This is a genomic window from Streptomyces sp. BE303 (assembly GCF_036290945.1).
In the GTDB taxonomy this organism is placed as follows: Bacteria; Actinomycetota; Actinomycetes; order Streptomycetales; family Streptomycetaceae; genus Kitasatospora.
The window spans coordinates 157,487-182,611 of record NZ_JAQYWZ010000911.1 but is presented as its reverse complement, the minus strand read 5'-3'; the positions used below and the strand labels follow the sequence as shown (position 1 = coordinate 182,611).

The 25,125-nt window shown below is 71.9% G+C and carries 18 protein-coding genes and 1 tRNA gene; 11 read left to right on the top strand and 8 right to left on the bottom strand.

Going from position 1 to position 25,125, the window contains the following annotated elements:
- Positions 1 to 17: 17 nt before the first annotated feature.
- Together PUR56_RS36325 and rpsA are read right to left on the bottom strand one after the other, a co-directional pair.
- Entirely contained in the window at positions 18 to 2,309 is a 2,292-nt protein-coding gene (locus PUR56_RS36325) for an MMPL family transporter (RefSeq protein WP_329952086.1), read from the bottom strand.
- A gap of 249 nt (positions 2,310 to 2,558) precedes the next feature.
- Positions 2,559 to 4,049 (bottom strand): 30S ribosomal protein S1, encoded by a 1,491-nt coding sequence (gene rpsA / locus PUR56_RS36320; RefSeq protein WP_329879195.1) that lies wholly within the window; start codon positions 4,047 to 4,049, stop codon positions 2,559 to 2,561.
- 414 nt (positions 4,050 to 4,463) lie between these two features.
- Here rpsA and PUR56_RS36315 point away from each other — a divergent pair, with 414 nt between their 5' ends.
- A complete protein-coding gene (locus PUR56_RS36315) occupies positions 4,464 to 5,408 on the top strand; it encodes a class I SAM-dependent methyltransferase (RefSeq protein WP_329952085.1) in 945 nt (314 codons plus the stop codon).
- 17 nt (positions 5,409 to 5,425) lie between these two features.
- The gene (gene hrpB / locus PUR56_RS36310) at positions 5,426 to 7,996 is read left to right on the top strand and encodes an ATP-dependent helicase HrpB (protein WP_329952084.1); all 2,571 of its coding nucleotides are present in this window, start codon (positions 5,426 to 5,428) and stop codon (positions 7,994 to 7,996) included.
- A 142-nt stretch (positions 7,997 to 8,138) separates the two neighbouring features.
- Here hrpB and PUR56_RS36305 read toward each other — a convergent pair whose 3' ends face one another.
- From PUR56_RS36305 to polA, 4 genes are all read right to left on the bottom strand, one after another.
- Positions 8,139 to 9,344, bottom strand: a complete 1,206-nt coding sequence (locus PUR56_RS36305; protein WP_329952083.1) for a DUF3103 family protein — start codon at positions 9,342 to 9,344, stop codon at positions 8,139 to 8,141.
- A 234-nt stretch (positions 9,345 to 9,578) separates the two neighbouring features.
- Positions 9,579 to 10,358 carry a hypothetical protein gene (locus tag PUR56_RS36300; protein WP_329952082.1) on the bottom strand — a complete coding sequence of 260 codons (780 nt, stop codon included), beginning with the start codon at positions 10,356 to 10,358 and terminating at the stop codon, positions 9,579 to 9,581.
- Between the two features lie 60 nt (positions 10,359 to 10,418).
- Positions 10,419 to 10,559 (bottom strand): hypothetical protein, encoded by a 141-nt coding sequence (locus PUR56_RS36295; RefSeq protein WP_329952081.1) that lies wholly within the window; start codon positions 10,557 to 10,559, stop codon positions 10,419 to 10,421.
- A gap of 101 nt (positions 10,560 to 10,660) precedes the next feature.
- Positions 10,661 to 13,345, bottom strand: a complete 2,685-nt coding sequence (gene polA / locus PUR56_RS36290; protein WP_329952164.1) for a DNA polymerase I — start codon at positions 13,343 to 13,345, stop codon at positions 10,661 to 10,663.
- Between the two features lie 269 nt (positions 13,346 to 13,614).
- Here polA and PUR56_RS36285 point away from each other — a divergent pair, with 269 nt between their 5' ends.
- The 6 genes from PUR56_RS36285 to PUR56_RS36260 all read left to right on the top strand — a co-directional run bounded on the left by PUR56_RS36285 (position 13,615) and on the right by PUR56_RS36260 (position 20,474).
- On the top strand, positions 13,615 to 14,088 hold the full coding sequence (locus tag PUR56_RS36285) for a PaaI family thioesterase (RefSeq protein ID WP_329879199.1): 474 nt from the start codon (positions 13,615 to 13,617) through the stop codon (positions 14,086 to 14,088).
- 589 nt (positions 14,089 to 14,677) lie between these two features.
- A complete protein-coding gene (locus PUR56_RS36280; RefSeq protein ID WP_329879200.1) occupies positions 14,678 to 15,910 on the top strand; it encodes a branched-chain amino acid ABC transporter substrate-binding protein in 1,233 nt (410 codons plus the stop codon).
- Between the two features lie 137 nt (positions 15,911 to 16,047).
- Entirely contained in the window at positions 16,048 to 16,977 is a 930-nt protein-coding gene (locus PUR56_RS36275) for a branched-chain amino acid ABC transporter permease (protein ID WP_329879201.1), read from the top strand.
- A 5-nt stretch (positions 16,978 to 16,982) separates the two neighbouring features.
- The gene (locus PUR56_RS36270; RefSeq protein WP_329952080.1) at positions 16,983 to 18,911 is read left to right on the top strand and encodes a branched-chain amino acid ABC transporter permease; all 1,929 of its coding nucleotides are present in this window, start codon (positions 16,983 to 16,985) and stop codon (positions 18,909 to 18,911) included.
- A gap of 7 nt (positions 18,912 to 18,918) precedes the next feature.
- On the top strand, positions 18,919 to 19,761 hold the full coding sequence (locus tag PUR56_RS36265; RefSeq protein ID WP_329952079.1) for an ABC transporter ATP-binding protein: 843 nt from the start codon (positions 18,919 to 18,921) through the stop codon (positions 19,759 to 19,761).
- Positions 19,758 to 20,474, top strand: a complete 717-nt coding sequence (locus tag PUR56_RS36260; protein ID WP_329879203.1) for an ABC transporter ATP-binding protein — start codon at positions 19,758 to 19,760, stop codon at positions 20,472 to 20,474. The genes PUR56_RS36265 and PUR56_RS36260 overlap by 4 nt, the downstream gene beginning before the upstream one ends.
- A 70-nt stretch (positions 20,475 to 20,544) precedes the next feature.
- On the opposite strand, the gene PUR56_RS36255 is transcribed toward PUR56_RS36260, so the two are convergent.
- Positions 20,545 to 21,201 (bottom strand): ANTAR domain-containing response regulator, encoded by a 657-nt coding sequence (locus PUR56_RS36255; RefSeq protein ID WP_329879204.1) that lies wholly within the window; start codon positions 21,199 to 21,201, stop codon positions 20,545 to 20,547.
- 92 nt (positions 21,202 to 21,293) lie between these two features.
- Here PUR56_RS36255 and PUR56_RS36250 point away from each other — a divergent pair.
- Both PUR56_RS36250 and PUR56_RS36245 read left to right on the top strand, forming a co-directional pair.
- Positions 21,294 to 21,376: transfer RNA gene (locus PUR56_RS36250), tRNA-Leu, on the top strand.
- A gap of 104 nt (positions 21,377 to 21,480) precedes the next feature.
- On the top strand, positions 21,481 to 22,269 hold the full coding sequence (locus PUR56_RS36245; protein WP_329952078.1) for a helix-turn-helix domain-containing protein: 789 nt from the start codon (positions 21,481 to 21,483) through the stop codon (positions 22,267 to 22,269).
- A gap of 41 nt (positions 22,270 to 22,310) precedes the next feature.
- On the opposite strand, the gene pyk is transcribed toward PUR56_RS36245, so the two are convergent.
- Entirely contained in the window at positions 22,311 to 23,741 is a 1,431-nt protein-coding gene (pyk, locus tag PUR56_RS36240) for a pyruvate kinase (protein WP_329879206.1), read from the bottom strand.
- Positions 23,742 to 24,028: 287 nt separating this feature from the next.
- Between pyk and PUR56_RS36235 the strand changes: the two genes are divergently transcribed.
- A complete protein-coding gene (locus tag PUR56_RS36235; RefSeq protein ID WP_329952077.1) occupies positions 24,029 to 25,117 on the top strand; it encodes a hypothetical protein in 1,089 nt (362 codons plus the stop codon).
- Positions 25,118 to 25,125: the final 8 nt, after the last annotated feature.

Here is a 25,125-nt window from a genome sequence, read left to right as displayed (position 1 = left end):
GGCGCCCGCCGGACGCCCTAGGAACCGACCGGCGCCAGGCCCGGTTCGACTGCGGCCTCGGGCGCGGGCTCGGCCTCGGGCGCGGACGCCGTCGTGGCCTCTGCCTCGGGCGCGGACGTGCCGCGCGGCGCAGGCAGGACGGCCGGCTCGATGGCGGGCAGGTCGACGTGCTCGCTCAGCCCGAACCGGTCGTGCAGGCGGCGCAGCGGAGCCGGGGCCCACCAGTTGAACTCGCCGAAGAAGCTCATCGTGGCGGGGACGAGCAGGCAGCGGACCAGGGTGGCGTCCACCGCCACGGCGACGGCCAGCGCGATGCCCATCTGCTTGACCATCAGCATGTCGCCGAGGGCGAAGCCGGCGAAGACGATGACCATCAGCAGCGCCGCCGAGGTGATGATCCGACCGCTGCGCTGGACGCCGAGCTCCACGGCCCGGGTACAGCTGTGGCCCTTGTCACGCAGCTCCTTGATCCGGGCCAGCAGGAAGACCTCGTAGTCCATCGAGAGCCCGAAGGCGAACGCGAAGACCAGCACCGGGATGAACGTCTCCAGACCCCCGGTGGGGCTGAAGCCGAGCAGTCCGCTGAACCAGCCGTCCTGGAAGACCAGGGTGAGCGCGCCGAGCGAGGCGCCCAGCGAGAGCAGGTTCATCAGGAGGGCCTTGACCGGCATCACCACCGAGCCGGTCATCAGGAAGAGCAGGATCAGCGTGCCCAGCGCGACCAGGCCGAGCGCGATCGGGCCCCGGGTGAGCAGTTCGTGCCGGAAGTCGACCACCGAGGCGGCGCCGCCGGTGACGTGGGTGGTGAGCCCGCCCCGGTCGGCGCGCAGCTCCTCGACCACCTGCTTGGCCTGTCCGCCCTGGGGGTCTCCGTGCACCAGCACGTCGATGGTGGAGACCGTGTCGCTCACCGGCGTCACCGCCCGCACGCCGCTGACGCCGGGGATCCTCGCCACCACGTCGTCCGCGTACGCCTGGGCGACCGGTGCGCCGCCCTCGACGACGACGGTGACCGGAGCGGGCGAGGCCTGCGGGAAACGCTGGTCGACGGTGTCGGCGACCTGGCGGCCGGCCGAGGAGTGCGGCAGCACCGCGGCGCCGGAGTTGCGCATGTCGGCGTGGAGGAAGGGGGCCCCGGCGGCCATCAGCAGCGCGGTGCAGGCGAGGGCGACGGGGACCGCGCGCTTGCGGACCCGACGAACGGTGCGGCTGAAGAAGCCCTCGTCGGGGACGGGCGTGGTGGGTGTCTTGATCCGGCGGCCGGCGAAGCCGAGCAGCGCGGGGATCAGGGTGAGGGCGGCTGCGACGGCGATCACCACCACGCTCACGCCCGCGGCGGCGACGGCCCCGAGCACGGGGCTGGTGAAGACGAAGAGGCCGGCGAGGGCCACGGCGACGGTCAGTCCGGAGAAGGCGACGGTCCGGCCGGCGGTGGCCGCGGTCCGTTCGACGGCGGCGGCGATCGACGCTCCGTGCCCGCGTTCCTCGCGGAAACGATTCACCATGAGCAGCGCGTAGTCGATGGACAGACCGAGGCCGAGCACGGTGGCGATCGGCAGCACGCTGGTGTCGATGTCCATGATCTTGCTGAAGCCGAACATGGCCAGCAGGGCGCCGCCCACCGAGGCGACCGCGCCGATCACCGGGAGGCTGGCGGCGGCGAGGCCGCCGAAGACCAGCACCATCACGACCAGGGTGACCGGCAGGGTGACGATCTCGCCGAACCGGGTGTCCTTCTCGGTCTGCTTCTTGACCTCGTCCTGGAGCACGAGGTCCCCGCCGACGGTCACCTCGGCACCGTCGGCCCGGACGGCCGCGAGGCGCTGGGTGACGGCGGTGGTCTGTGCGGCGGTGCTGGTGTCGGCCATCCGCACCGAGACCAGGCTCGCCGTGCCGTCGGCCGAGCGCAGCGCGGCGGCGCCCGGGCCGGAGCCGTAGGCGTCGACGGCCGAGGAGACCCCGGGGAGGACGGCGATCTCGGCGGTGGCGCGGGTGACGGCGTCCCGGACGGCCGGGTCGTCCACGGGCTTCCCGTCCACCACGGCGGTGACGGTGCCCCTGGCCGGGTCGGCGGCGGTGACCACCGCGCCGCCGCGGTCGGCCTCCGAGCTCGCCGAGGGGGCGCCGGCCACCGAACCCTCGAAGACCCGCCCGCCGATCAGCACGCCTATGACCAGGATGACCGCCCAGAAACCGAGTACCCAGCGCCGGTGCCGGAAGCAGAACCGGCCGAGGGCGGCAAGACGCCCGTCGACCCTGGGGTCGTCGGCCGTACGGAAGGCGGGAGTCACTGCGGTGCTACGGCGCATGTGCGGGGGGTGCCTAGCGTGTGGGGCCGGGTGAGCGACCCGTCGGGCAACTCATCCCAAGGTAGGGCCTTGGTCCCGAATCACCCATAGCGGTCCGATGAGCCCCTCATCACAAAATTCCTTCACATAAGGAACAAATAAACGGCACCCCCGTGCGCCGCCGGAAAAGCGACGAACCCCACCCGGAGACCGGGTGGGGTTCGTCGGTGACGCTATGCGCTAGTGAGAACCAGTGGCAGGATCAGAGCTTCAGCTCTGGCCGCCGGCCAGCTTCTCGCGCAGGGCGGCCAGGGCCTCGTCCGAGGCGAGAGCGCCGGAGCCCTCGTCGCTGCTGGACGAGTAGGAGCCACCGGCCGCAGCGGCGACGGCGTCGCCACCCTCGGCAGCGGCCTCCGCGTCGGCCTCGCGGCTCTTGATGACCTGGGCCTGGTGCTGCTCGAAGCGGGTCTGGGCCTCGGCGTACTGCCGCTCCCACTCCTCGCGCTGCTTCTCGAAGCCGGACAGCCAGTCGTTCGCCTCGGGGTCGAAGCCCTCCGGGTAGATGTAGTTGCCCTGGTCGTCGTACGAGGCGGCCATGCCGTACAGGGTCGGGTCGAACTCGACCTCGGCCGGGTTGGCACCCAGCGCCTCGTTGGCCTGCTTGAGCGACAGGCTGATGCGACGACGCTCCAGGTCGATGTCGATGACCTTGACGAAGATCTCGTCGCCGACCTGGACGACCTGCTCCGGGATCTCCACGTGGCGCTCGGCCAGCTCGGAGATGTGGACCAGGCCCTCGATGCCCTCGTCCACGCGGACGAACGCACCGAACGGAACCAGCTTCGTGACCTTACCCGGAACGACCTGGCCGATCTGGTGGGTACGGGCGAACTGCTGCCACGGGTCCTCCTGGGTCGCCTTCAGCGACAGGGAGACGCGCTCGCGGTCCATGTCCACGTCGAGAACCTCGACGGTGACCTCCTGGCCGACCTCGACGACCTCGGACGGGTGGTCGATGTGCTTCCAGGACAGCTCGGAGACGTGGACCAGGCCGTCGACGCCACCCAGGTCCACGAAGGCACCGAAGTTGACGATCGAGGAGACGACGCCGGAGCGCACCTGGCCCTTCTGCAGGGTGGTGAGGAAGGTCTGGCGGACCTCGCTCTGGGTCTGCTCCAGCCAGGCACGGCGGGACAGGACCACGTTGTTGCGGTTCTTGTCCAGCTCGATGATCTTGGCCTCGAGCTCCTTGCCCACGTAGGGCTGGAGGTCGCGGACGCGGCGCATCTCGACGAGCGAGGCGGGGAGGAAGCCGCGGAGGCCGATGTCGAGGATGAGACCACCCTTGACGACCTCGATGACGGTACCGGTGACGATCCCGTCCTCTTCCTTGATCTTCTCGATCGTGCCCCAGGCACGCTCGTACTGAGCGCGCTTCTTGGACAGGATGAGACGACCCTCCTTGTCCTCCTTCTGGAGAACCAGGGCCTCGATGTTGTCGCCGACGGCGACGACCTCGTGCGGGTCGACGTCGTGCTTGATCGACAGCTCGCGGGACGGGATGACGCCCTCGGTCTTGTAACCGATGTCGAGGAGGACCTCGTCACGGTCGACCTTCACGATGACGCCCTCGACGATGTCGCCATCGTTGAAGTACTTGATGGTCTCGTCGATCGCGGCCAGGAACGCCTCGGCGTCGCCGATGTCGTTGAGCGCGACCTGCGGGGTGGTGCTGAGGGAGGAGTCGGTGGGGCTCGTCATTAGGAAAAGGGCTCCGGTGCGGACATGAAAGTCGTAGGTAATGCCACGCGGAGGGCCCGTATCGCTCCCACCGAAAGCCGGACAGCCAAGAACACGGCGCACCGGAAAACCCGAGAACGGGAGATCGGCGTCCGTCTTGCGACCGTGGGGTCTTCGACAGATGCGAGCGCGACCTGCTCCGTCTGAGGCGCGCAGGCCCGCAGCGCAACTTGTAGCATACGGGGACGGCCAGGCACGGTCAACGCCAAGGGCGTCAAGACGGTGGAGCCCGGCACGGAACAGGCCATATCCTCCGATTGCGCACCTCATGGGTGGCGGCCGCAGGGAGTCCTTCCCCGGATGCCACCGCCGGGACCCAGACCCTTACGGGCCGGTTCGCGGCAGCGGCGCTTCCGCAGAATCACACCCTACGCGATGGGCCTTGTCACCGTGACCGCCACCCCCCGCCCCGAGCTGCCCGAGCCCGTCCGCCACGCCGCCGGACCCGGCCCGGACGGTCTCCACGACCTCGACGACCCCGCCGGCCCCGGCGCCCACTCCGACCCGGACGATCTTGACGAGGACGGCGACGACGCGGTAAGGCGCTCCGCCGGCACCGGCGAGAGCAGCCGGGCCAGCCGGCACTGGTGGGACCGCAACGCCGACGAGTACCAGGACGAGCACGGCGCGTTCCTCGGCGACGACCGGTTCACCTGGTGCCCCGAGGGCCTGGACGAGGCGGACGCCCGCCTGCTCGGCGACGTGGCCGGCCGCACCGTCCTGGAACTCGGCGCCGGCGCCGCCCAGTGCTCACGCTGGCTGGCCGGCCGCGGCGCCCGCACCGTCGCCCTCGACATCTCGTACCGCCAGCTCCAGCACTCGCTGCGGATCGACCTCTCCCGCGGCACCGCGCCGGTCCCCGTCGTCCAGGCCGACGCCGCCGTCCTGCCGTTCGCCGACGCCTCCTTCGACCTCGCCTGCTCCGCCTACGGCGCCGTCCCGTTCAGCGCCGACACCGCCGCCCTGATGCGCGAGGTCCACCGGGTGCTCCGGCCCGGCGGCCGCTGGGTCTTCTCGGTGACCCACCCGATCCGCTGGGCCTTCCCCGACGAGCCCGGCGTCGAGGGCCTGACCGCCGTCTCCCCGTACTTCGACCGCACCCCGTACGTCGAACAGGACGAGCAGGGCCGCGCCACCTACGTCGAGCACCACCGCACGCTCGGCGACCGGGTCCGCGAACTGGTCGCCGCCGGTTTCCGGCTGCTCGACCTGGTCGAGCCGGAGTGGCCGGACGCGCACGAGCAGGAGTGGGGCGGCTGGTCGCCGCTGCGCGGACGGCTGATCCCCGGCACGGCGATCTTCGTCGCCGAGCGCGGCTGACCGGGACCGCGCGGCCGATGAACCCCGCCTGGCGCGAACTGCCCGTCCGTACCGCCCTGCCCTCCCTCCACCGCGCCCTCGACGGCCACGGCGCCGCGGTGCTCGCCGCCCCGCCCGGCACCGGCAAGACCACCCTGGTGCCGCTCGCCCTCGCCGGGCTCGTCGACACCGGGGAGGCCGCCGCACCGCCCGCCCGCCGGGTCCTGGTCGCCGAACCGCGACGGCTCGCCGTCCGGGCCGCCGCCCGCCGGATGGCCTGGCTGCTCGGTTCCGCCGTCGGCGAGACCGTCGGGTACACCGTGCGCGGCGACCGCCGGGTCGGCCCCCGGACGGTGGTCGAGGTGGTCACCACCGGCGTGCTGCTCCAGCGGCTCCAACGCGACCAGGAACTGCCCGGCGTCGACGTCGTCGTCCTCGACGAGTGCCACGAACGCCACCTCGACGCCGACACCGCGCTCGCCTTCCTGCTCGACGTCCGGGCCGCGCTCCGCCCCGAGCTGCGGATCGTCTGCGCCTCCGCGACCTCCGACACCGGGGCCTGGGCCCGGCTGCTGGACGACGCCCCCGTCGTCGAGGCGCACGGCGTCTCGCACCCCGTCGAGACGGTCTGGGCCCCGCCCCCACGGGCCGTCCGCCCCGCCCACGGCACCCGGGTCGACTTCGCGCTGCTCGACCACGTCGCCGCCACCGTCCGCCGCGCACTCGCCGAGAAGGACGGCGACGTGCTCTGCTTCCTGCCCGGCGTCGGCGAGATCGCCCGGGTCGCCGGGCTGCTCGACGGCGCGCCCGCCGAGGTGCTCCAACTCCACGGCCGCGCCCCGCAGCCCGTGCAGGACGCGGCGCTGGCCGCCGGCGACCGGCGCCGGGTCGTGCTCGCCACCGCCGTCGCCGAGTCCTCCCTCACCGTGCCCGGCGTGCGGATCGTGGTGGACGCCGGGCTGGCCCGCGAACCGCGCACCGACCACGCGCGCGGGCTCGCCGCCCTGGTCACCGTCCGCGCCTCGCTCGCCGCCGCCCGCCAGCGCGCCGGCCGCGCCGGCCGCGAGGCCCCCGGCACCGTCTACCGCTGCTGGGCCGAGGCCGAGGACGCCCTCGCCGCACGCTTCCCCACCCCCGAGATCGCCCTCGCCGACCTCACCCCGTTCGCCCTCCAGGCCGCCTGCTGGGGCGATCCGGACGCCACCGGGCTCGCCCTGCCCGACGCCCCGCCCGCCGGGGCGATGGCCGCCGCCCGGCAGACCCTGCAGGCCCTCGGCGCGGTCGACGCCGACGGCCGCGCGACCCCGCGCGGCGTCCGGCTCGCCCGCACCGGCCTGCACCCCCGGCTCGCCCGCGCGCTCGTCGACGGCGCCCCGCTGGTCGGCGCCGACCGGGCCGCCGAGGTGGTCGCCCTGCTCTCCGAGGAACCGCCCCGCCCCCTCGGCGACGACCTCGGCGCCGTCCTGCGCACCGTCCGCGGCGGCCGGGACCCCTACGCCGGCCGCTGGCGCGAGGAGGTCCGCCGCCTGCGCCGCGGGACCGGCGGCGACGGCGCGGGCGCCGGGAGCCCGCAGAACCCGCCGGGCACGCCGGGCTCGTCCCTCCCCGACGCGGCCGCCACCGGGCTGGTGGTGGCCCTGGCCTTCCCCGAACGGATCGCCCGGGCCCGGGTCGAGAAGCCCGAACCCGGAACCCGCAGCCCCTACCTGATGGCCTCCGGCACCGCCGCCGAACTCGCCCCCGGCACGGCACTGGGCGGCGTCCCGTGGCTGGCCGTGGCCGTCGCCGACCGCCCGGCCGGCTCACCGTCCGCGCGGGTCCTGCACGCCGCCGCGCTCGACGAGGGGACCGCCAGGCTGGCCGGCGCGCCCCTGCTCGCCTCCCGCGAGGAGGTGCACTGGGACGTCAGGCGCCGGGAGGTGACCGCCCGGCGGGTGGAGTCACTGGGCGCCGTCGAACTCGCCGCCGAGCCCCTCGGCCGACCCGCACCGGCGCTGGTGCGGACCGCGTTGCTGGAAGGACTGTCCCGCGAGGGCGTCGGCGCCCTGCTCGGCTGGCCCGCCGGAGCGGCCGGACTGCGCGAGCGGCTGGCGTTCCTGCACACCGCGCTCGGCGAACCCTGGCCGGACGTCTCCGACGAGGCGCTGCTGGCCGCCGCCGAGGAGTGGCTGGAGCCCGAACTCTCCCGCGCCCGGCGGCGTTCCGACCTCGCCCGGATCGACACCGCCGCCGCCCTGCAACGCCTCCTGCCCTGGGCGAGCGGCGCGGCCGGGCGGCTGGACGAGCTGGCGCCGGAACGGATCACCGTCCCGTCCGGCTCCCGGATCCGGGTCGACTACAGCGGCGAACGCCCGGTGCTGGCGGTCAAGTTGCAGGAACTCTTCGGCTGGGCGGCGGCCCCGGCGCTGGCCGGCGGACGCGTACCGCTCACCGTCCACCTGCTCTCCCCCGCCGGACGCCCGGCCGCCGTCACCGGGGACCTCGCCACCTTCTGGCGCGACGGCTACCGCGCCGTCCGCGCCGACCTGCGCGGCCGCTACCCCCGCCACCCCTGGCCGGAGGACCCGACCACGGCCGAACCGACCAGGCGCACCAACGCCCGGCGCTGAGCCGGTCGGTGCGCCACACGTCCGGGTGCGTCGCCCCTCCGGTGTGCCGCGCGCGGCGGGCGGTGGCACCGGACGCACCACGCGCACCGGACGGCCGCCCGCGGGGACGCACCCCCACGGACGGCCGTCCGCCGCGGCCGGGTCAGGACTGCTGGACGAAGTACGGCTCGACGGTCATCCAGCCGTTGCCGCGCGCCCCGTTGAGGCGGCCCGACGAAGCCCGGGCGAGGGTGTACCAGGACTCCACGTAGTCCGGGTCGTCGGTCCACCAGGAACCGGGCAGCGCCGCCAGGACGGCGTTGACCAGCGGGATGTAGGCGCCCTGGTCGGCGATGGTGAGCAGGACGGCGGCGATCGCCTGGGCGAGCGCCAGGTAGTTGGTGTCACCGTCGTCCTCCATCAGGACGACATCGGCCAGGTTGTACTTGTAGGACGACCAGTTCACCAGGATCTGGTTCGGGTAGTACACCGTGCCGTCGTACTGGAGGTACGGCATCGCGACCGAGTCGACCTTGACCTTGCCGTCCTGGCCGAAGCCGGTCACCAGGCTGAACATCTCGGCGGCGCCCTTGAACCAGGGCTCCTCGTCGTCGGACACCTCGATGCCACTGATCTTGGTGGCCCACCAGCCACCGGCGGCCTGCGCCGAGGCCGGAACGGCCGGAACGGCCGCCCCGGGAGCCACCGCACCGGGAGCCGCTGCGCCCGGACCGGTGGTCCCGAGACCGAGCGCGCCGAACTCCCGCTGGAGGACGGCGATCCCGGCGGCCAGCGTCCTGGCCGTGTCGATGTCGACCAGGTAGACCGGCTGCCCGGGCACCGTCGCGGCGTCGAGGACGTGCAGGCGGCCGGCGGCGTCGTAGGCGCGGACGGTGCGGGCGTGGTCGTCGGCGACGGCGGTGGCCACCAGCGGCGCCGCCCCCGCGTCCAGGGCGGCCCGCATCGACGGATCGGCCAACTGGACCCGCAGCAGCGGGCCGAGGCCGGCGCCGAGGCCCTTGGCCGTGGCGATGGCGCGGTCCGCCTGCGCGGCGGTGGCCGCGAGCCCGCGGGCGGCGGGGCCCTGGGCGGCGGCGGCCAGCGGGCCGAGCTCGGCGGCGCCTCCCGGGGCGGTCGCGGTCGCGGACCGCAGCCGCTCGCGCAGTGCGGCGTCGGTGAGGGAGGTGGCCAGGGTGCGGGCGACCTCGTCCTCGATCGCGGACACCCGGGTGGCGGACGCGGGTGCGGGTGCGGTGGGGGCGGAGGCCGGAACAGGGGCGGGGGCGGCCACGGCCTGACCCGCGCCGAGCGCGAGCAGGGGCAGGGCCGCGAGCGCCACGACGGCGCGCCGCATGCGGGGCTGGGGCATGAGGGGATCTCCAGACTCGTCGGGTGAGGCGTCGGAGTGTCAGAGCGGTGGGACGGCGCCGTGCCGCATCGAGCGCGTCGGCGCCATGACAAGTGAAGAGCTTTCCTGACGCGGCATCAAGTCCCGGCGTGCACAGTGCTCGCCGGGTGGATCCCGGCGGATCCCGACAGATCCCCGGGCTCGGGCGCCGCCGTCAACGGCGGGCGCCGGGGCGGCGGGGCTGCGGACGGACCCTCAGGACCGGCCCTCCGGCACCGCGTCGGCGGGCCCCGCATCGGCAGGCACCGCGTCGGCGGGCACCGCACCGGCGGTCCCTGCACTTGCGGGCCCCACACCGGCGGGCCCTGCGCCGCCGGGCACCGCATCGGCGGGCGGGCGGACGGCTGCCGCAGGACGGCGGCGCTGTGGACGCTTCGGACCGCGTTCGGCCACGAACTCCACGGGCACCCCGACGGGTTCCAGTAACCGCACCAGCGCCTCCGCGGCGGCCCCGGGGTCGCCACGGCCGTCGCACAGCGCCGACCAGGGGGCGCCGTTCACCCGCACCGACACCGCCCAGACGCTGTCCACCGGCGCCGGCTGGCCGTGCTCCGGAGCGGCGACCAGGTGCAGGATCCTCACGTGCCGGAGGTCCGACACCGGCCGCCACCGCCCGCCCGGCGCGGCCCGGACGAACCGGAACCGCTCAGGGGCGTCGGGCGGGCTGAACTCCACCCCGTGGAAGCGGCGCAACGATTCCCTCATCTCCCGCACCCCTCCCCGCAGGGAGCACAGGACGTAGACGCCGCAGACGACGCACAGGTTGACGACGGGGTCGAGCTTGACCAGGAACCGGAGCACGAGGATCAGCGGAACGTAGGCGGCGAACCAGGTGAAGTGCAGGCCGAGTCCGAGTACCGCGCGGGAGAGCACGATCCACCCGGCGAGAGACCACCGCCCGCCGCCCGGACGGACCGTCAGCACTGCGGCGCCGGGCGTCGCGGTGAGGCGCGGAATCGGTGCCCGGTTCTTCACCGCCTCAGCGTAGGAGCGGGGCGGGGCGGCCGGGAAGACCCTCCGCACCGCCGGGCCGGCCTACCCCGCGGACCGGTCGGCGGGCGGATCGGGCACGAGGACCGGCGGGCCGCCCCCGCGCGTCCGGACGTACCGGTCGGTCCGGAGCTCGACCGCCAGACCGGCGGGCGCGAGCAGTTCCCCGAGCTGTTCGACGGTCACCCGCTCCGTCACGCCCCCGGCGCAGGGCGGCGGCGCGGGCCGCAGAAGGCCCCCGGGCGGCGGTCCGTCGGCCGCCGCCCGGGAGGGGCTCCCGTCGGGCGTCAGTGCGCGGCGGCCTCCCAGTCGGCACCGACGCCGACCGAGACGTCGAGCGGCGCGCGGAGCGGGTAGGCGCCCGCCATCTGCTCGCGGACGATCGCCTCGACCTGCTCGCGCTCGCCGGGGGCGAGCTCCAGCACGATTTCGTCGTGCACCTGGAGCAGCATCCGGGAGTCGAGGGCGGCGGCGGTCAGCGCCTCGTCGACCCGCAGCATGGCGATCTTGACGATGTCGGCGGCCGAGCCCTGGATCGGGGCGTTGAGGGCCATCCGCTCGGCCATCTCGCGGCGCTGGCGGTTGTCGCTGTTGAGGTCCGGCAGGTAGCGGCGACGGCCGAGCAGGGTCTCGGTGTAGCCGGTGGCGCGGGCCTCGTCGACGACCCGGCGCAGGTAGTCCCGCACGCCGCCGAAGCGCTCGAAGTAGGTGTCCATCAGGCCCTGCGCCTCGGCGGGCTTGATGCCGAGCTGCTGGGAGAGCCCGTACGCGGAGAGGCCGTAGGCGAGGCCGTAGGACATCGCCTTGATCTTGCGGCGCATCTCGGCGTCGACGGCGGTGCCCGGCACCTCGAAGACCTGGGAGGCGACGGTGGTGTGGAGGTCCTCGCCGGTCGCGAAGGCCTCGATCAGGGCGTCGTCCTCCGAGAGGTGGGCCATGATCCGCAGTTCGATCTGCGAGTAGTCGGCGGTGAGCAGCGCCTCGTAGCCCTCGCCGACGACGAAGGCGCGGCGGATCATCCGGCCCTCCTCGGTGCGGACCGGGATGTTCTGCAGGTTCGGGTCCTGCGAGGACAGCCGGCCGGTGGCGGCGACCATCTGGTTGAAGGTGGTGTGGATGCGGCCGGCCGGGGAGACCGTCTTGAGCAGGCCCTCGACGGTGGTGCGCAGCTTGGCCTGGTCGCGGTGGCGCAGCAGGATGACCGGCAGCTCGTTGTCGGTCTGGGTGGCGAGCCAGGTGAGCGCGTCGGCGTCGGTGGTGTAGCCGGTCTTGATCTTCTTGGTCTTGGGGAGGGCGAGCTCGCCGAAGAGGATCTCCTGGAGCTGCTTGGGCGAGCCGAGGTTGAACTCGCGGCCGGCGGCGGCGTGGGCCTCCTCGACGACGCGCTGGATCTCGGCGGCGAACTGCGACTCCAGGCCGGTGAGCCAGGGGCGGTCGGCGGCGATGCCGGTGCGCTCCATCCGGGCCAGCAGGGCGGCGATCGGCAGCTCCATGTCGCGCAGCAGCCCGGTGGCGCCGACCTCGGTGAGGCGGGTGTCGAAGAGCGCGGCGAGGTCGAGCACGGCGCGGGCCTGGAGCATCAGCGCCTGGGCGCCAGCGGTCGGGTCCTCCTCGGGGGCGTCGAAGGCGAGCTGGCCGGACTCCGCGGCGGGGGCCGGGGCGAGCGAGCGGGCCAGGTACTCCTCGGCGAGCACGTCGAGGGTGAAGGTGCGGCGGCCGGGCTTCTCCAGGTAGGCGGCGAGGGCGGTGTCGGCGTGGACCCCCTCGATCCGCCAGCCGCGCTCGGCGAAGGCCCGCATGACCTGCTTGGCGATGTGCAGCGCCTTGGGGGCGGCCGGGTCGGCCAGCCAGGCGGCGAAGGCGCGCTCGTCCTCCTCGGCGAGCAGCGCCGGGTCGAACCAGGCGGCCGTCTCGCCGACGGCGAGCGCGATCTCGGTGACCTCGCCGCTGCCGAGCGCCCACTGGTAGACGGCGGCGAGCGCGACCGGCGTCTTGCCCGCGGCGTGCTCCCCGAGCCAGGCGGCGAGCGTGCCGGGGTCGGTGAGGAGTTCGCCGTCGACCTCGACGCCGGGGGCGAGTTCGGTCTCGGCCTCCGCCTCGGCGCCGGACGGGTCGATGCCGAGGACGCGGTCGCGGAAGTTGGCGTTGCGGAACTCCAGCGACTCCATCAGGGTCGTGACGGCCGCCTTGTCGAACGGCGTGCGCTCCAGGTCGGTGACGCCGAGGGGGAGTTCGACGTCGCGGACCAGCTCGGTGAGGACCCGGTTGCGCTTGACCGAGTCGAGGTGCTCGCGCAGCTTCTCGCCGATCTTGCCCTTCACCTCGTCGGCACGGGAGACCAGTTCGTCGAAGGAGCCGAACTGGTTGACCCACTTGGCGGCGGTCTTCTCGCCGACGCCGGGGATGCCGGGCAGGTTGTCGGACGGGTCGCCGCGCAGGGCGGCGAGGTCCGGGTACTGGCGGGGGGTGACGCCGTACTTCTCGGCGACCTTCTCCGGGGTGTAGCGGGTGAGTTCGGAGACGCCCTTGGTCGGGTAGAGGACGGTGACGTGCTCGGTGACCAGCTGGAGGGAGTCGCGGTCGCCGGTGACGATGTCGACGTCGAAGCCGGCCGCCTCGGCGGCGGTGGCCAGGGTGGCGATGATGTCGTCGGCCTCGAAGCCCTCGACGGTCATCCGCGGGACGTGCATCGCGTCGAGCAGTTCGCCGATCAGGCCGATCTGGCTGCGGAACTCGTCCGGGGTCTTGGCCCGGTTGGCCTTGTAGTCGGGGAACGCCTCCGAGCGGAAGGTCTGGCGGGAGAGGTCGAAGGCCACCGCGAGGTGGGTCGGCCGCTCGTCACGGACGGTGTTGGCGAGCATCGAGGCGAAGCCGTACACCGCGTTGGTCGGCTGGCCGGTGGAGGTGTTGAAGTTCTCCACGGGCAGTGCGTAGAACGCCCGGTAGGCCATGGAGTGCCCGTCGAGCAGCATCAGGCGGGGCCGCGACCCGGCTCCGCCACCCGCCGCGCCCTTGTCCGTACTCTGCGTAGCCACGTCAACGTCCGTTCCTGCCGATTCCACTACCGGCCACCGATCCTATGGCCCGGCACCGACAAAAGGGGCACGCCCGAGGGGGGCGGCCCCTCCCGCCGCGCCCGCCACGCACGCCGCCTCCGCCACCGCCACTACCGCCGAGTAGGACGGTCGTACGATCACAGGCAGCACGACGACGCGACCCCCCGAGCGGCAGGAGCTCCCCCATGACCGACGCGGCCCCCGAAGCCACCGACGCGGCCCCCGTCCTCCACATCCCGCAGGAGGTGCTGGACCACTTCGCGAAGCTCGGCGTGGACCCGGCGACCTTCTCCGGCGGGAGCCTCGGCGAGAAGCTGGGCCTCCGGATCGTCGAGGCCTCGGGCGACCGGGTCGTCGGCACCATGCCGGTCGAGGGCAACCAGCAGCCCTACGGCCTGCTGCACGGCGGGGCCTCGGCGGCGCTCGCCGAGACCCTGGGCTCGGTCGGCGCGATGCTGCACGCCGGCCCCGGCCGGTACGCGGTGGGCGTGGACCTGAACGCCACCCACCACCGCTCCGCCACCTCCGGGCTGGTCACCGGGGTGGCGACGGCGGTCTTCAAGGGCCGCACCGCCGCCACCTACGAGATCGCGATCACCGACGACACCGGCAAGCGGATCACCAGCTGCCGCCTGACCTGCATGCTCCGCGATCTCTGACCCGAGTTCGCCCTGCCGACCCCTCCGACGAGGGGCCGGCAGGGCCGACTGATCATCAAATCCCTTGCCCGCCCCCTTGTTTGACCTTCGACAGCCCTGGGAAGTCGTTGGTCCAGACAAGGGGGCGGTGACGTGTTCACGAACTTTCAAAGATGTAACACTGCGTAACAGGTAGGAAATCCTACTATTTGGCGGACTCCGGGGGGCGGATCCACTCGAAATCACCTCGCCACCCCGCACACCGTCCGTTATTCGGACGTGCACGCCCGACCCCAACACCGCGAACACTCATGTCCGATTATCGGAGAGTCCAGGAGTCACCTGCACTTCTGCGCCTTACATGAGGGAAGTTGGGAGCGGAGCCCCCGGGACGGCCGGGCCGGTCGAGCCGAAACGACCACATGCTGAGACGGCTTCTCCGTGTGCTCATAACAAGAGAATCACAGCCTGGCCGCACCACTGCCCGAGCCGCCCAAGGGCATCTAGAGTCACGGCCAGTCACCGCGCCACCGGATTGGGCCAGGCCCACCGCGCATCCAGGCTCCCGCCACACAGGCGCGGCGCCCTCCTGAACCGAAGGGGACCCCCCGTGCGTCATCGTTCAGCAGTTGTCGTGAGCATTGCCGTGATCGGCGCCCTGAGCCTCACCGCGTGCGGCTCCCGCGACGACAAGAAGTCCGGCGACAGCGGCAGCGCCGGGGGCGGCACCACCGTCACCATCGGCATCGACGCCCCGCTCACCGGCGACCTCTCCGCCCTCGGCCTCGGCATCCGCAACTCCGTCGAGCTCGCGGTCAAGCAGGCCAACGAGAAGAACGAGGTCCCCGGCGTCAAGTTCCAGATCAAGGCCCTGGACGACACCGGCAAGCCCGCCCCCGGCCAGCAGAACGCCACCCAGCTGGTCGCCGACAAGGACGTCCTCGGCGTCGTCGGCCCGCTCAACTCCAGCGTCGCCCAGTCGATGCAGCAGATCTTCAACGACGCCAACCTCGTCCAGATCTCCCCCGCCAACACCGGCGTCGCCCTCAGCCAGGGCGAGAAGTGGGCGAGCGGCGTCAAGGCACGCCCCTTCAAGTCCTACTTCCGCACCGCCACCACCGACGCCGTCCAGGGGCCCTTCGCCGCCGACTACCTGGCCAAGGACGCCAAGAAGACCAAGGTCTTCCTCATCGACGACCAGAAGACCTACGGCGCCGGCCTCGCCGCCACCTTCAAGGCCCAGTTCATCAAGAACGGCGGCACCATCGTCAACGAGGAGCACGTCAACCCCGACGACCGCGACTTCGCCGCCGTCGTCACCAAGGTCAAGTCCTCCGGCGCCGAAGCCGTCTACTACGGCGGCGAGTACCCCGCCGCAGGCCCGCTCTCCCTCCAGCTCAAGGACGCCGGCGTCAACATCCCGCTCATGGGCGGCGACGGCATCCAGAGCGGCGACTTCATCAAGCTCAACCCCAAGAGCCAGAGCGACCTCGCCACCGCCGTCGGCCTGCCCGTCGAGTCGCTCCCCACCGCCGCCAAGTTCATCGCGGACTACAAGAGCGCCGGCTACAAGGACGCCTACGAGACCTACGGCGGCTACTCCTACGACAGCGCCTGGGCCATCATCCAGGGCGTCAAGGCCGTCGCCGCCGCCAACAACGGCAAGCTCCCCGACGGCGCCCGGGCCAAGGTCGTCGAAGCCGTCCAGAAGGTCTCCTTCGAAGGCGTCACCGGCAAGGTGTCCTTCGACGAGTACGGCGACACCACCAACAAGCAGCTCACCGTCTACACCGTCAAGGACGGCAAGTGGGCCGTGGAGAAGACCGGCACCTTCAGCGGCTGAGCACCTCACGCTGACCTGACGTCAGCACCAGCACAGCACGTCGGAGTTACCCCGCGCGGGGGCGCCACCAGTGCCCCCGCGCGCACCCACATCCACCACCCACGCGGACACCCCACACGCACAACGGAGGCCCAGCGGTGCACGACCTACCGCAGCAGCTGGCCAACGGCCTGATCCTCGGCGCCCTCTACGGACTCGTCGCGATCGGCTACACGATGGTCTACGGCATCGTCCAGCTCATCAACTTCGCCCACGGCGAGATCGTCATGGTCGGCGGCTTCGGCGCCCTGACCGCCTACCTCGCCCTCCCCGGCGGCACCACCCTGTGGCTGGCCCTACCGCTGATGCTGATCGCCGGCATCCTGGTCTCCACCCTCACCGCCGTCGCCGCCGAGCGCTTCGCCTACCGGCCGCTGCGCACCGCGCCCAGGCTCGCCCCGCTCATCACGGCGATCGGCCTCTCCATCCTGCTCCAGCAGCTGGTCTTCTCGTTCTACCCCGACGCCAAGAAGGCCCGCGTCTTCCCGAAGATCCCCGGCGACCCCTTCGAGATCGGCTCCGTCGCGATCCAGCGCAGTGACCTCTTCCTGCTCATCGCCGCGCCGCTCTGCATGCTCGCCCTCGGCTGGTTCGTGACCCGGACCCGCTCCGGCCGCGCCATGCAGGCCACCAGCCAGGACCCCGACACCGCCAAGCTCATGGGCATCGACACCGACCGGATCATCGTCCTCGCCTTCGCCATCGGCGCCGCCTTCGCCGCCGTCGCCGCCGTCGCCTACGGCCTGCGCAGCGGCCAGGTCGACTTCCGGATGGGCTTCATCCTCGGCCTCAAGGCCTTCACCGCCGCCGTCCTCGGCGGCATCGGCAACATCTACGGCGCCATGCTCGGCGGCGTCGCCCTCGGCCTCGCCGAAGCCCTCGCCACCGGCTACATCCAGCACCTGCCCGGCATGGACCTCTTCGGAGGCGGCGCCTGGAAGGACGTCTGGGCCTTCGTACTCCTCATCGTCGTCCTGCTCGTCCGGCCCCAGGGTCTGCTCGGCGAGCGCGTCGCGGACAGGGCGTGAGCACCATGACCACCAGCACCGAGACCACGCCGGTCATCAGCCTCCCCGGCCGCACCGCAGCCCTCCTCACCGGCATCGGCGCCACCGCCACCGTCGCGTCCGCCCTGATGTCCTGGACCTGGACCTCCGACTTCCCCGGCGACCTCACCTACTACGGCTCCCCCGCCGGCCTCCAGTGGCTCGCCCTCATCGGCGGCCTGCTGACCCTCGTCCTGCTGCTCGCCACCCACGGCACCCCCGGCCTGCGCTGGGCCGCCCCCACCGGCAGCCACAACGCCGTCCTGCTCGCAGCCACCGGCGCGCTCGCCGTCAGCTGGTTCTCGGTCATCGCGATCGCCACCGACCTCGGCGGCCTCGCCAACCTCGAACCCGGCGCCTGGACCGCCGCCCTCGGCTCGCTGCTCGCCCTCGCCGGCACCCTCGGCCTGCCCCTCGACCGGCGCACCCGGGTCCCGCTGCGCGTCCTCGACCGGCGGCTCTTCCTGCTCCTCCCCGTCGCCCCGGTCCTCTGGTTCGCCACCCACGCCGTCCCCGAGGACAAGCCCGTCGCGCCGGTCCTCACCGCCCTGGCCGGCGCCGTCGTCATCGCCACCGGCGCCGCCCTCCTCGTCCAGGTCGGGCACCTCGCCAACTCCTGGCTGCGGATCGGCACCGTCCAGCGCCCCCTCCCCAAGGCCCGCACCCTCCCCTCCTGGGTCGAGGTCGCGCTGATCGTCGTCGCCTTCGCGGTCGGCCTCTTCGCCATCACCTTCGGCATCGACACCGAGTACGGCGAACTCTTCACCGCCTACCTGCTGCTCGCGGCCTCCGTCGCCGCCGCACTCGGCAAGGCCGGTCTGCTGATCCGCGTACGCGCCCTCACCGTCAAGTACCGGACCGTCACCACCGGCGCCGCGTTCGCCGCCGCCGCCAGCTTCCCGTTCACCCAGACCAGCGACCAGTACACCTCGGTCGCCACCAACATCCTGATCTTCGCCACCGTCGCCCTCGGCCTCAACATCGTCGTCGGCCTCGCCGGCCTGCTCGACCTCGGGTACGTCGCCTTCCTCGGCGTCGGCGCCTACGCCGCCGCCCTGGTCTCCGGCTCCCCCGCCTCGCCGATCCAGGTCCAGTTCCCCTTCTGGGCCGCGATGCTCACCGGCGCCGTCGTGTCGATGATCTTCGGCGTCATCATCGGCGCCCCCACCCTGCGACTGCGCGGCGACTACCTCGCCATCGTGACGCTCGGCTTCGGCGAGATCTTCCGCATCACCATGCTCAACCTGAACGGCACCACCGGCCCCAAGGTCACCAACGGCTCCAACGGCATCCCGCGGATCCCCGACCTGGAGATCTTCGGCTGGAACCTCGGCAAGCCCACCACCGTCTTCGGCGTCGAACTCGGCCGGTTCTCCAACTACTACCTGCTGATGCTCGTCGTCACCGCCGTGGTCGTCCTCGTCTTCGCCCGCGTCGGCAACTCCCGCATCGGCCGCGCCTGGGTCGCCATCCGCGAGGACGAGACCGCCGCCGAGGCCATGGGCATCAACGGCTTCCGCCTCAAGCTCCTCGCCTTCGCCCTCGGCGCCTGCCTCGCCGGCCTCGCCGGCACCGTCCAGGCCCACGTCAGCTACACCGTCACCCCCGACCAGTACACCTTCGCCGAGGCCCTGCCGCCCAACTCCGCCTTCCTGCTCGCCGCCGTCATCCTCGGCGGCATGGGCACCATCAGCGGACCCCTCGCCGGCGCCACCCTCCTCTTCCTGATCCCCAAGAAGCTCGAATTCCTCGCGGACTACCAGCTGCTCGCCTTCGGTATCGCCCTCATCGTCCTGATGCGCGTCCGCCCCGAAGGCCTCATCCCCAACCGGCGCAGCCAGCTGGAGTTCCACGAGGCCGCCATCCCGGCGCAGCCCACCGGCGACAGCGTCGCCCTCACCAAGGCAGGGGCGTGACCCCCAGATGACCACCACCGACGCCCTCGCACCGGCCGGCCCCGCACCCTCGCCGGCCCAGCCCCTGCTCGAAGTCACCGGCGTCACCATGCGCTTCGGCGGCCTCACCGCCGTCAACGACGTCTCCCTCACCGTCGGCCGCGGCGAGATCATCGGCCTCATCGGCCCCAACGGCGCCGGCAAGACCACCTTCTTCAACTGCCTCACCGGCCTCTACGTGCCCACCGAGGGCCGCGTCGCCTACCAGGGCACCGTCCTGCCGCCCAAGCCCCACCTCGTCACCCAGGCCGGCATCGCCCGCACGTTCCAGAACATCCGGCTCTTCGCCAACATGACCGTCCTGGAGAACGTCCAGGTCGGCCGGCACAGCCGCATGCACCAGGGCCTCTTCTCCGCCATCCTCCGCGGCCCCGGCTACCGGCGCTCCGAAGCCGAGAGCCGCGACAAGGCCATGGAGCTCCTGGCCTTCACCGGCCTCGCCGAGAAGGCCGACCACCTGGCCCGCAACCTCCCCTACGGCGAGCAGCGGAAGCTGGAGATCGCCCGCGCCCTGGCCTCCGACCCCGGTCTCCTGCTCCTCGACGAGCCCACCGCCGGCATGAACCCCCAGGAGACCCGCGCCGCCGAGGAACTCGTCTTCGCCATCCGTGACCGGGGCGTCTCCGTCCTCGTCATCGAGCACGACATGCGGTTCATCTTCAACCTCTGCGACCGCACCGCCGTGCTCGTCCAGGGCCAGAAGATCGTCGAGGGCAACCGCGAAACCGTCCAGAACGACGAACGCGTCATCACCGCCTACCTCGGCGCCCCGCTCGAAGGCACCGCCCCCGTTACGGAGACCGACCAGTGACCCCACTCCTCCAGGTCAACGACCTCCGCGTCGCCTACGGCAAGATCGAGGCCGTCAAAGGCATCAGCTTCACCGTCAACCAGGGCGAGGTCACCACCCTGATCGGCACCAACGGCGCCGGCAAGACCACCACCCTGCGCACCCTCTCCGGCCTCCTCAAGCCGCTCTCCGGCACCATCACCTTCGACGGGCAGGCGCTCGACACCGTCCCCGCCCACAAGATCGTCGCCCTCGGTCTCGCCCACTCCCCCGAAGGCCGGCACATCTTCCCCCGGATGACCATCGAGGAGAACCTCCTCCTCGGCGCCTTCCTCCGCAGCGACACCGACGGCATCACGGCGGACGTCGAGCGCGCCTACGGCCTGTTCCCGATCCTCGGCGAACGCCGCAAGCAGGCCGCCGGCACCCTCTCCGGCGGCGAACAGCAGATGCTCGCCATGGGCCGCGCCCTGATGTCCCGGCCCAAGCTGCTCATGCTCGACGAGCCCTCCATGGGCCTCTCTCCGCTGATGATGCAGAAGATCATGGCCACCATCGTCGAGCTCAAGGCCGACGGCACCACGATCCTGCTCGTCGAACAGAACGCCCAGGCCGCGCTCTCCCTCTCCGACCGCGGCTACGTCATGGAGACCGGCCGCATCGTCCTCCAGGGCACCGGCGCGGACCTCCTGCACGACGAGTCCGTCCGCAAGGCCTACCTCGGCGAGGACTGACCCCGCACCGGCGTACGACGGAGGGCCCGGCAGCGCTGCCGGGCCCTCCGTCGTGCCGTCCACCGACCGCCTACTCGGGCTTCGGCTCCTCGGCCTTCTTCTTGTCCTGGGCCTCGCCCTCTTCGATCACGGCCTCCGCGACCGCGGCCATCGTCATCCGACGGTCCATCGAGGTCTTCTGGATCCACCGGAACGCGGCCGGCTCGTTCAGCCCGAACTTCGTCTGCAGCACGCTCTTCGCCCGGTCCACCAGCTTCCGGGTCTCCAGCCGCTGGGTGAGGTCGGCGATCTCCTCCTCCAGCGTCCGCATCTCCGTGTACCGGGACACGGCCATCTCGATCGCGGGCACCAGGTCGCTCTTCGAGAACGGCTTCACGATGTACGCCATCGCGCCCGCGTCACGGGCCCGGTCCACCAGCTCGCGCTGCGAGAACGCCGTCAGCATCAGCACCGGCGCCAGGTGCGCCTCGTGGATCTGCTCGGCGGCGGACAGCCCGTCCAGCACCGGCATCTTCACGTCGAGGATCGCCAGATCCGGCTTCAGCTCCTGGACCAGCCGGACCGCCGTCTCGCCGTCCCCGGCCTCGCCGACGACGGTGTACCCCTCCTCTTCCAGCATCTCTTTGAGGTCGAGGCGGATCAACGCCTCGTCCTCGGCGATCACAATGCGGGTGATCTGGGGCGAATCGGTCTCAAGCGGCTCTGCCTGCTCGTCGGCGGTGCTCACGGGGCTCCTCGTTCCGGCGGGGTACTGCATGCACGAGGGTACCTAGCTGCGCCGGACAACGCGCGCAGGGTATCCTTCACGGGCGCGAACTTGCCGGGTTGGTGGAAGGGCAGACACGATCGCCTCAAAAGCGATTGCCTGAAAGGGCGTGTGGGTTCGAATCCCACACTCGGCACCGAGATTTACCTTAAATTCCCAGGCCGCGGGAAGTTCATCACATCGAGTGGCGTCCAGCGAAAGGCCACTCCGCACCACCTGCCGCGGCCGATGCTGTCGCCCATGACGAACATCTCCGTACGCGAACAGGCCGTTCACCTCCTGCGCCGTGGTGCCGCCAACACCGAGGTCGGCCGCCGTCTGGGCGTCCCGCCCGGCACGGTTTCCTGGTGGAAGCACGAGGACCTCGCCAGGCACGGAACACTCCCCGGCCGCAAGCACTCCACCTGCCCGCACTGCCACGGCAGCGAGCTCAACCGGCCCGCGTACTCCTACCTTCTCGGCCTCTACCTCGGCGACGGCCACATCCTGCTGCCCAACGAGTACCGCCGCACCATGAGCCTCCAGATCACGTGCGACGACAAGTGGCCGGGAATCATGGACTCGGTCGAACACGCCATGCGCCAGGTGCTGACGAACAACACACCCTGCCGCGTCCGGAAAGCCGGTTGCCACGACGTCAAGATCTACTCCAACCACCTGACCTGCTACTTCCCCCAACACGGCCCGGGGAAGAAGCACGACCGCCTCATAGCACTCGAACCCTGGCAGCAGGAGATCGTCGACGCCCACCCCTGGGAGTTCCTCCGCGGCCTGATCCACTCCGACGGCTGCCGCATCACCAACTGGGCCACCAGGACGGTCAAGGGCGTCGTCCGCCGCCACGAGTACCCGCGCTACTTCTTCACCAACACCTCGACGGACATCATCCGCCTCTTCACGGAAACGCTCGACGCCGTCGAGGTCCGGTGGAGGGCCTCGATCCCCCGCCCGACCGGCCAGGTCAACGTCTCCGTCGCCCGCAAGGAGTCCGTCGCCCTGATGGACGCGCACATCGGGCCGAAGCACTGACTCCGGTGCGGCTCCGCCGGGGCGGAGCCGCACCGGACCGGTCAGTTGTCGAGCGTGCCCACGTGGTGGACGCGGACGAGGTTGGTGGAGCCGGCGAGACCGGGCGGGGAGCCGGCGGTGATGACGACGATGTCGCCCTTCTGACAGCGCCCGAGGGAGAGCAGCGCCGCGTCGACCTGCTCGACCATCTCGTCGGTGGTGGGGGCGAACGGGCCGAGGAAGGTCTCCAGGCCCCAGGTGAGGGCCAGTTGGCTGCGGACGGCGGGTTCGTAGGTGAAGGCGAGGACGGGGATGGGCGAGCGGTAGCGGGCCAGGCGGCGGGCGGTGTCGCCGGACTGGGTGAAGGCGACCAGGTACTTGGCGTGCAGGAAGTCGCCGATCTCGGCGGCCGCCCGGGCGACCGCGCCGCCCTGGGTGCGGGGCTTGCTGCCGGCGGTGAGCGGGGGGAGTCCGGCGGCGAGGACGTCCTCCTCCGCGGCCTGGATGATGCGGCCCATGGTGCGGACCGTCTCGACCGGGTACTTGCCGACCGAGGTCTCGCCGGAGAGCATCACCGCGTCGGTGCCGTCGAGGACGGCGTTGGCGACGTCGGAGGCCTCGGCGCGGGTGGGCCGGGAGGTGTTGATCATCGAGTCGAGCATCTGGGTGGCGACGATGACCGGCTTGGCGTTGCGCTTGGCGAGCTTGACGGCGCGCTTCTGGACCATCGGGACCTGTTCGAGGGGCATCTCCACGCCCAGGTCGCCGCGGGCGACCATGATCCCGTCGAAGCGGTCGACGATCGAGTCGAGGTTCTGCACCGCCTGCGGCTTCTCGATCTTGGCGATGACCGGGACGTACCGGCCCTCCTCCGCCATCACCCGGTGGACGTCCTCGACGTCCCGGCCGCTGCGGACGAAGGAGAGCGCGATGAGGTCGGCGCCGGTCCGCAGGGCCCAGCGCAGGTCGTCGATGTCCTTCTCGCTGAGCGCGGGCACGGACACGGCGACGCCGGGGAGGTTGAGGCCCTTGTGGTCGGAGACCAGGCCGCCCTCGATGACGAGGCAGCGGACCCGGGGCCCGTCGACCTCGACGACCTCCAGGGTGACGCGCCCGTCGTCGACGAGGATCCGCTCACCGCGGGCGACGTCCCCGGCGAGGCCGGGGTAGGTGGTGCCGCAACCGTTCTGGTCTCCCTCGACGCCGTTGTCGGTGGAGATGGTGAACTCGTCGCCGCGTTCGAGAAGTACGGGGCCTTCGGTGAAGGTGCCCAGGCGGATCTTCGGGCCTTGAAGGTCGGCGAGCACGCCGACGCTCCGGCCGGTCTCGTCCGCCGCCTTGCGGACCCGGCGGTAGCGCTCCTCGTGCTCGATGTGGGAGCCGTGGCTCAGGTTGAAGCGGGCGATGTCCATCCCGGCGTCGACCAGGGACTTGATCTGGTCGTACGAGTCGGTGGCGGGCCCGAGGGTACAGACGATTTTTGCTCGGCGCATACAGCTGAGAGTAGGCATTACCGGCGCGTAACGTCGACGCGGGTCCGGACCTCGGGATGACCGTTGCCGTAAGGAGAGTTGAACATATCTGACACGATGTCGGACCGGTGTGCGAGAGGTCCCCGGCCGCGGCGGCAGGTCGACCGCCGATGCGATTCCGTGAAGGGGTGTTCACCCCCGGTTCACCGTGACTTCGGCCGTCGCTCGCGGTCCGGCGGGACGCTCGTCACCCGGGTAGGGATTGCCCGGGTGCCCGTGAGGGATCCGACGAGGGGGAAGCGTCCGGCATGAAGCGTGCGTTCGGGGTGCTTGCAGCACTGCTGCTGCTCGGCGGGGTGGCGTTCGCGCTCCTGAAAGAGCCACGGGGCGACGACAAGGAGCCCGAGACCGTCACGGTCAACGGGCTCATCGGCTCGGAGAAGCGCGAGTTCTTCGAGGACGGCGACGTCAAGGCGGAACTGGCCCGGCAGGGCCTCGCGGTGAAGGTGGTGAGCGCCGGCTCCTGGCAGATGGGCGACAACCTGGACAACATGGACTTCGCCTTCCCCGCCAGCCAGCCACCGGCCGACGCGATCCGCGCCAACAAGAAGATCACCGAGACGGCGATCCGCCCGTTCTACTCGCCCCTGGTGATCATGGCGCACGCCCAGACGGCCCGGGTGCTGGCCGACAACGGGCTGGCGAGCCAGGACCAGGCCTCGGGGGTCTGGACGTTCACGATGGACGAGTACCTCAACGCCGTCCGGACGGGCCGGAAGTGGGACCAGCTCAAGGGTGACAAGCCCGGCGACCTGGCCGGGGACGTCTACCTCACCACCACCGACCCCACCACGTCCTCCTCGGGTGCGATGTACGTCGCGCTGCTCTCCTTCCTGGAGAACGGCCACCAGCCGGTCGCGGACGCCGCGGGGGTGGAGAGGACCAAGGGCCTCCTGCACACCGCGATCACCAAGCAGGGCGCCCTGAAGAAGTCCACCGACGAGCCGTTCGCGGACTTCCTCTCGAACGGCGGCGGCGCCCTGGTGCTCGCGTACGAGTCCCAGGCGGCCGAGCTGGTCGTCAAGCAGAAGGCGCCCGAGGACCTGGTGGTGCTCTACCCGGACACCACCGTCTACTCCGACCACACCGTCGTCGGACTCACCGGGAACGGCCGGAAGCTGGCCGGCCAGCTGAACGGCAACGAGAAGCTCCGGCAGCTGGCGGCCAAGTACGGCTTCCGCCCGCAGGGGGACACCAACGCGTTCGGGCAGCAGCTCAAGAGCGCGAGCGGTTCGTTCAAGCTCGCCCCCAACCTGGGTGCGGCGAAGGTGAAGCAGGCTCCGATTCCGGTGCCCGACATCCTGCAGAAACTGATCGACGGCGCGACGAAGGGCTGACCGGGGGA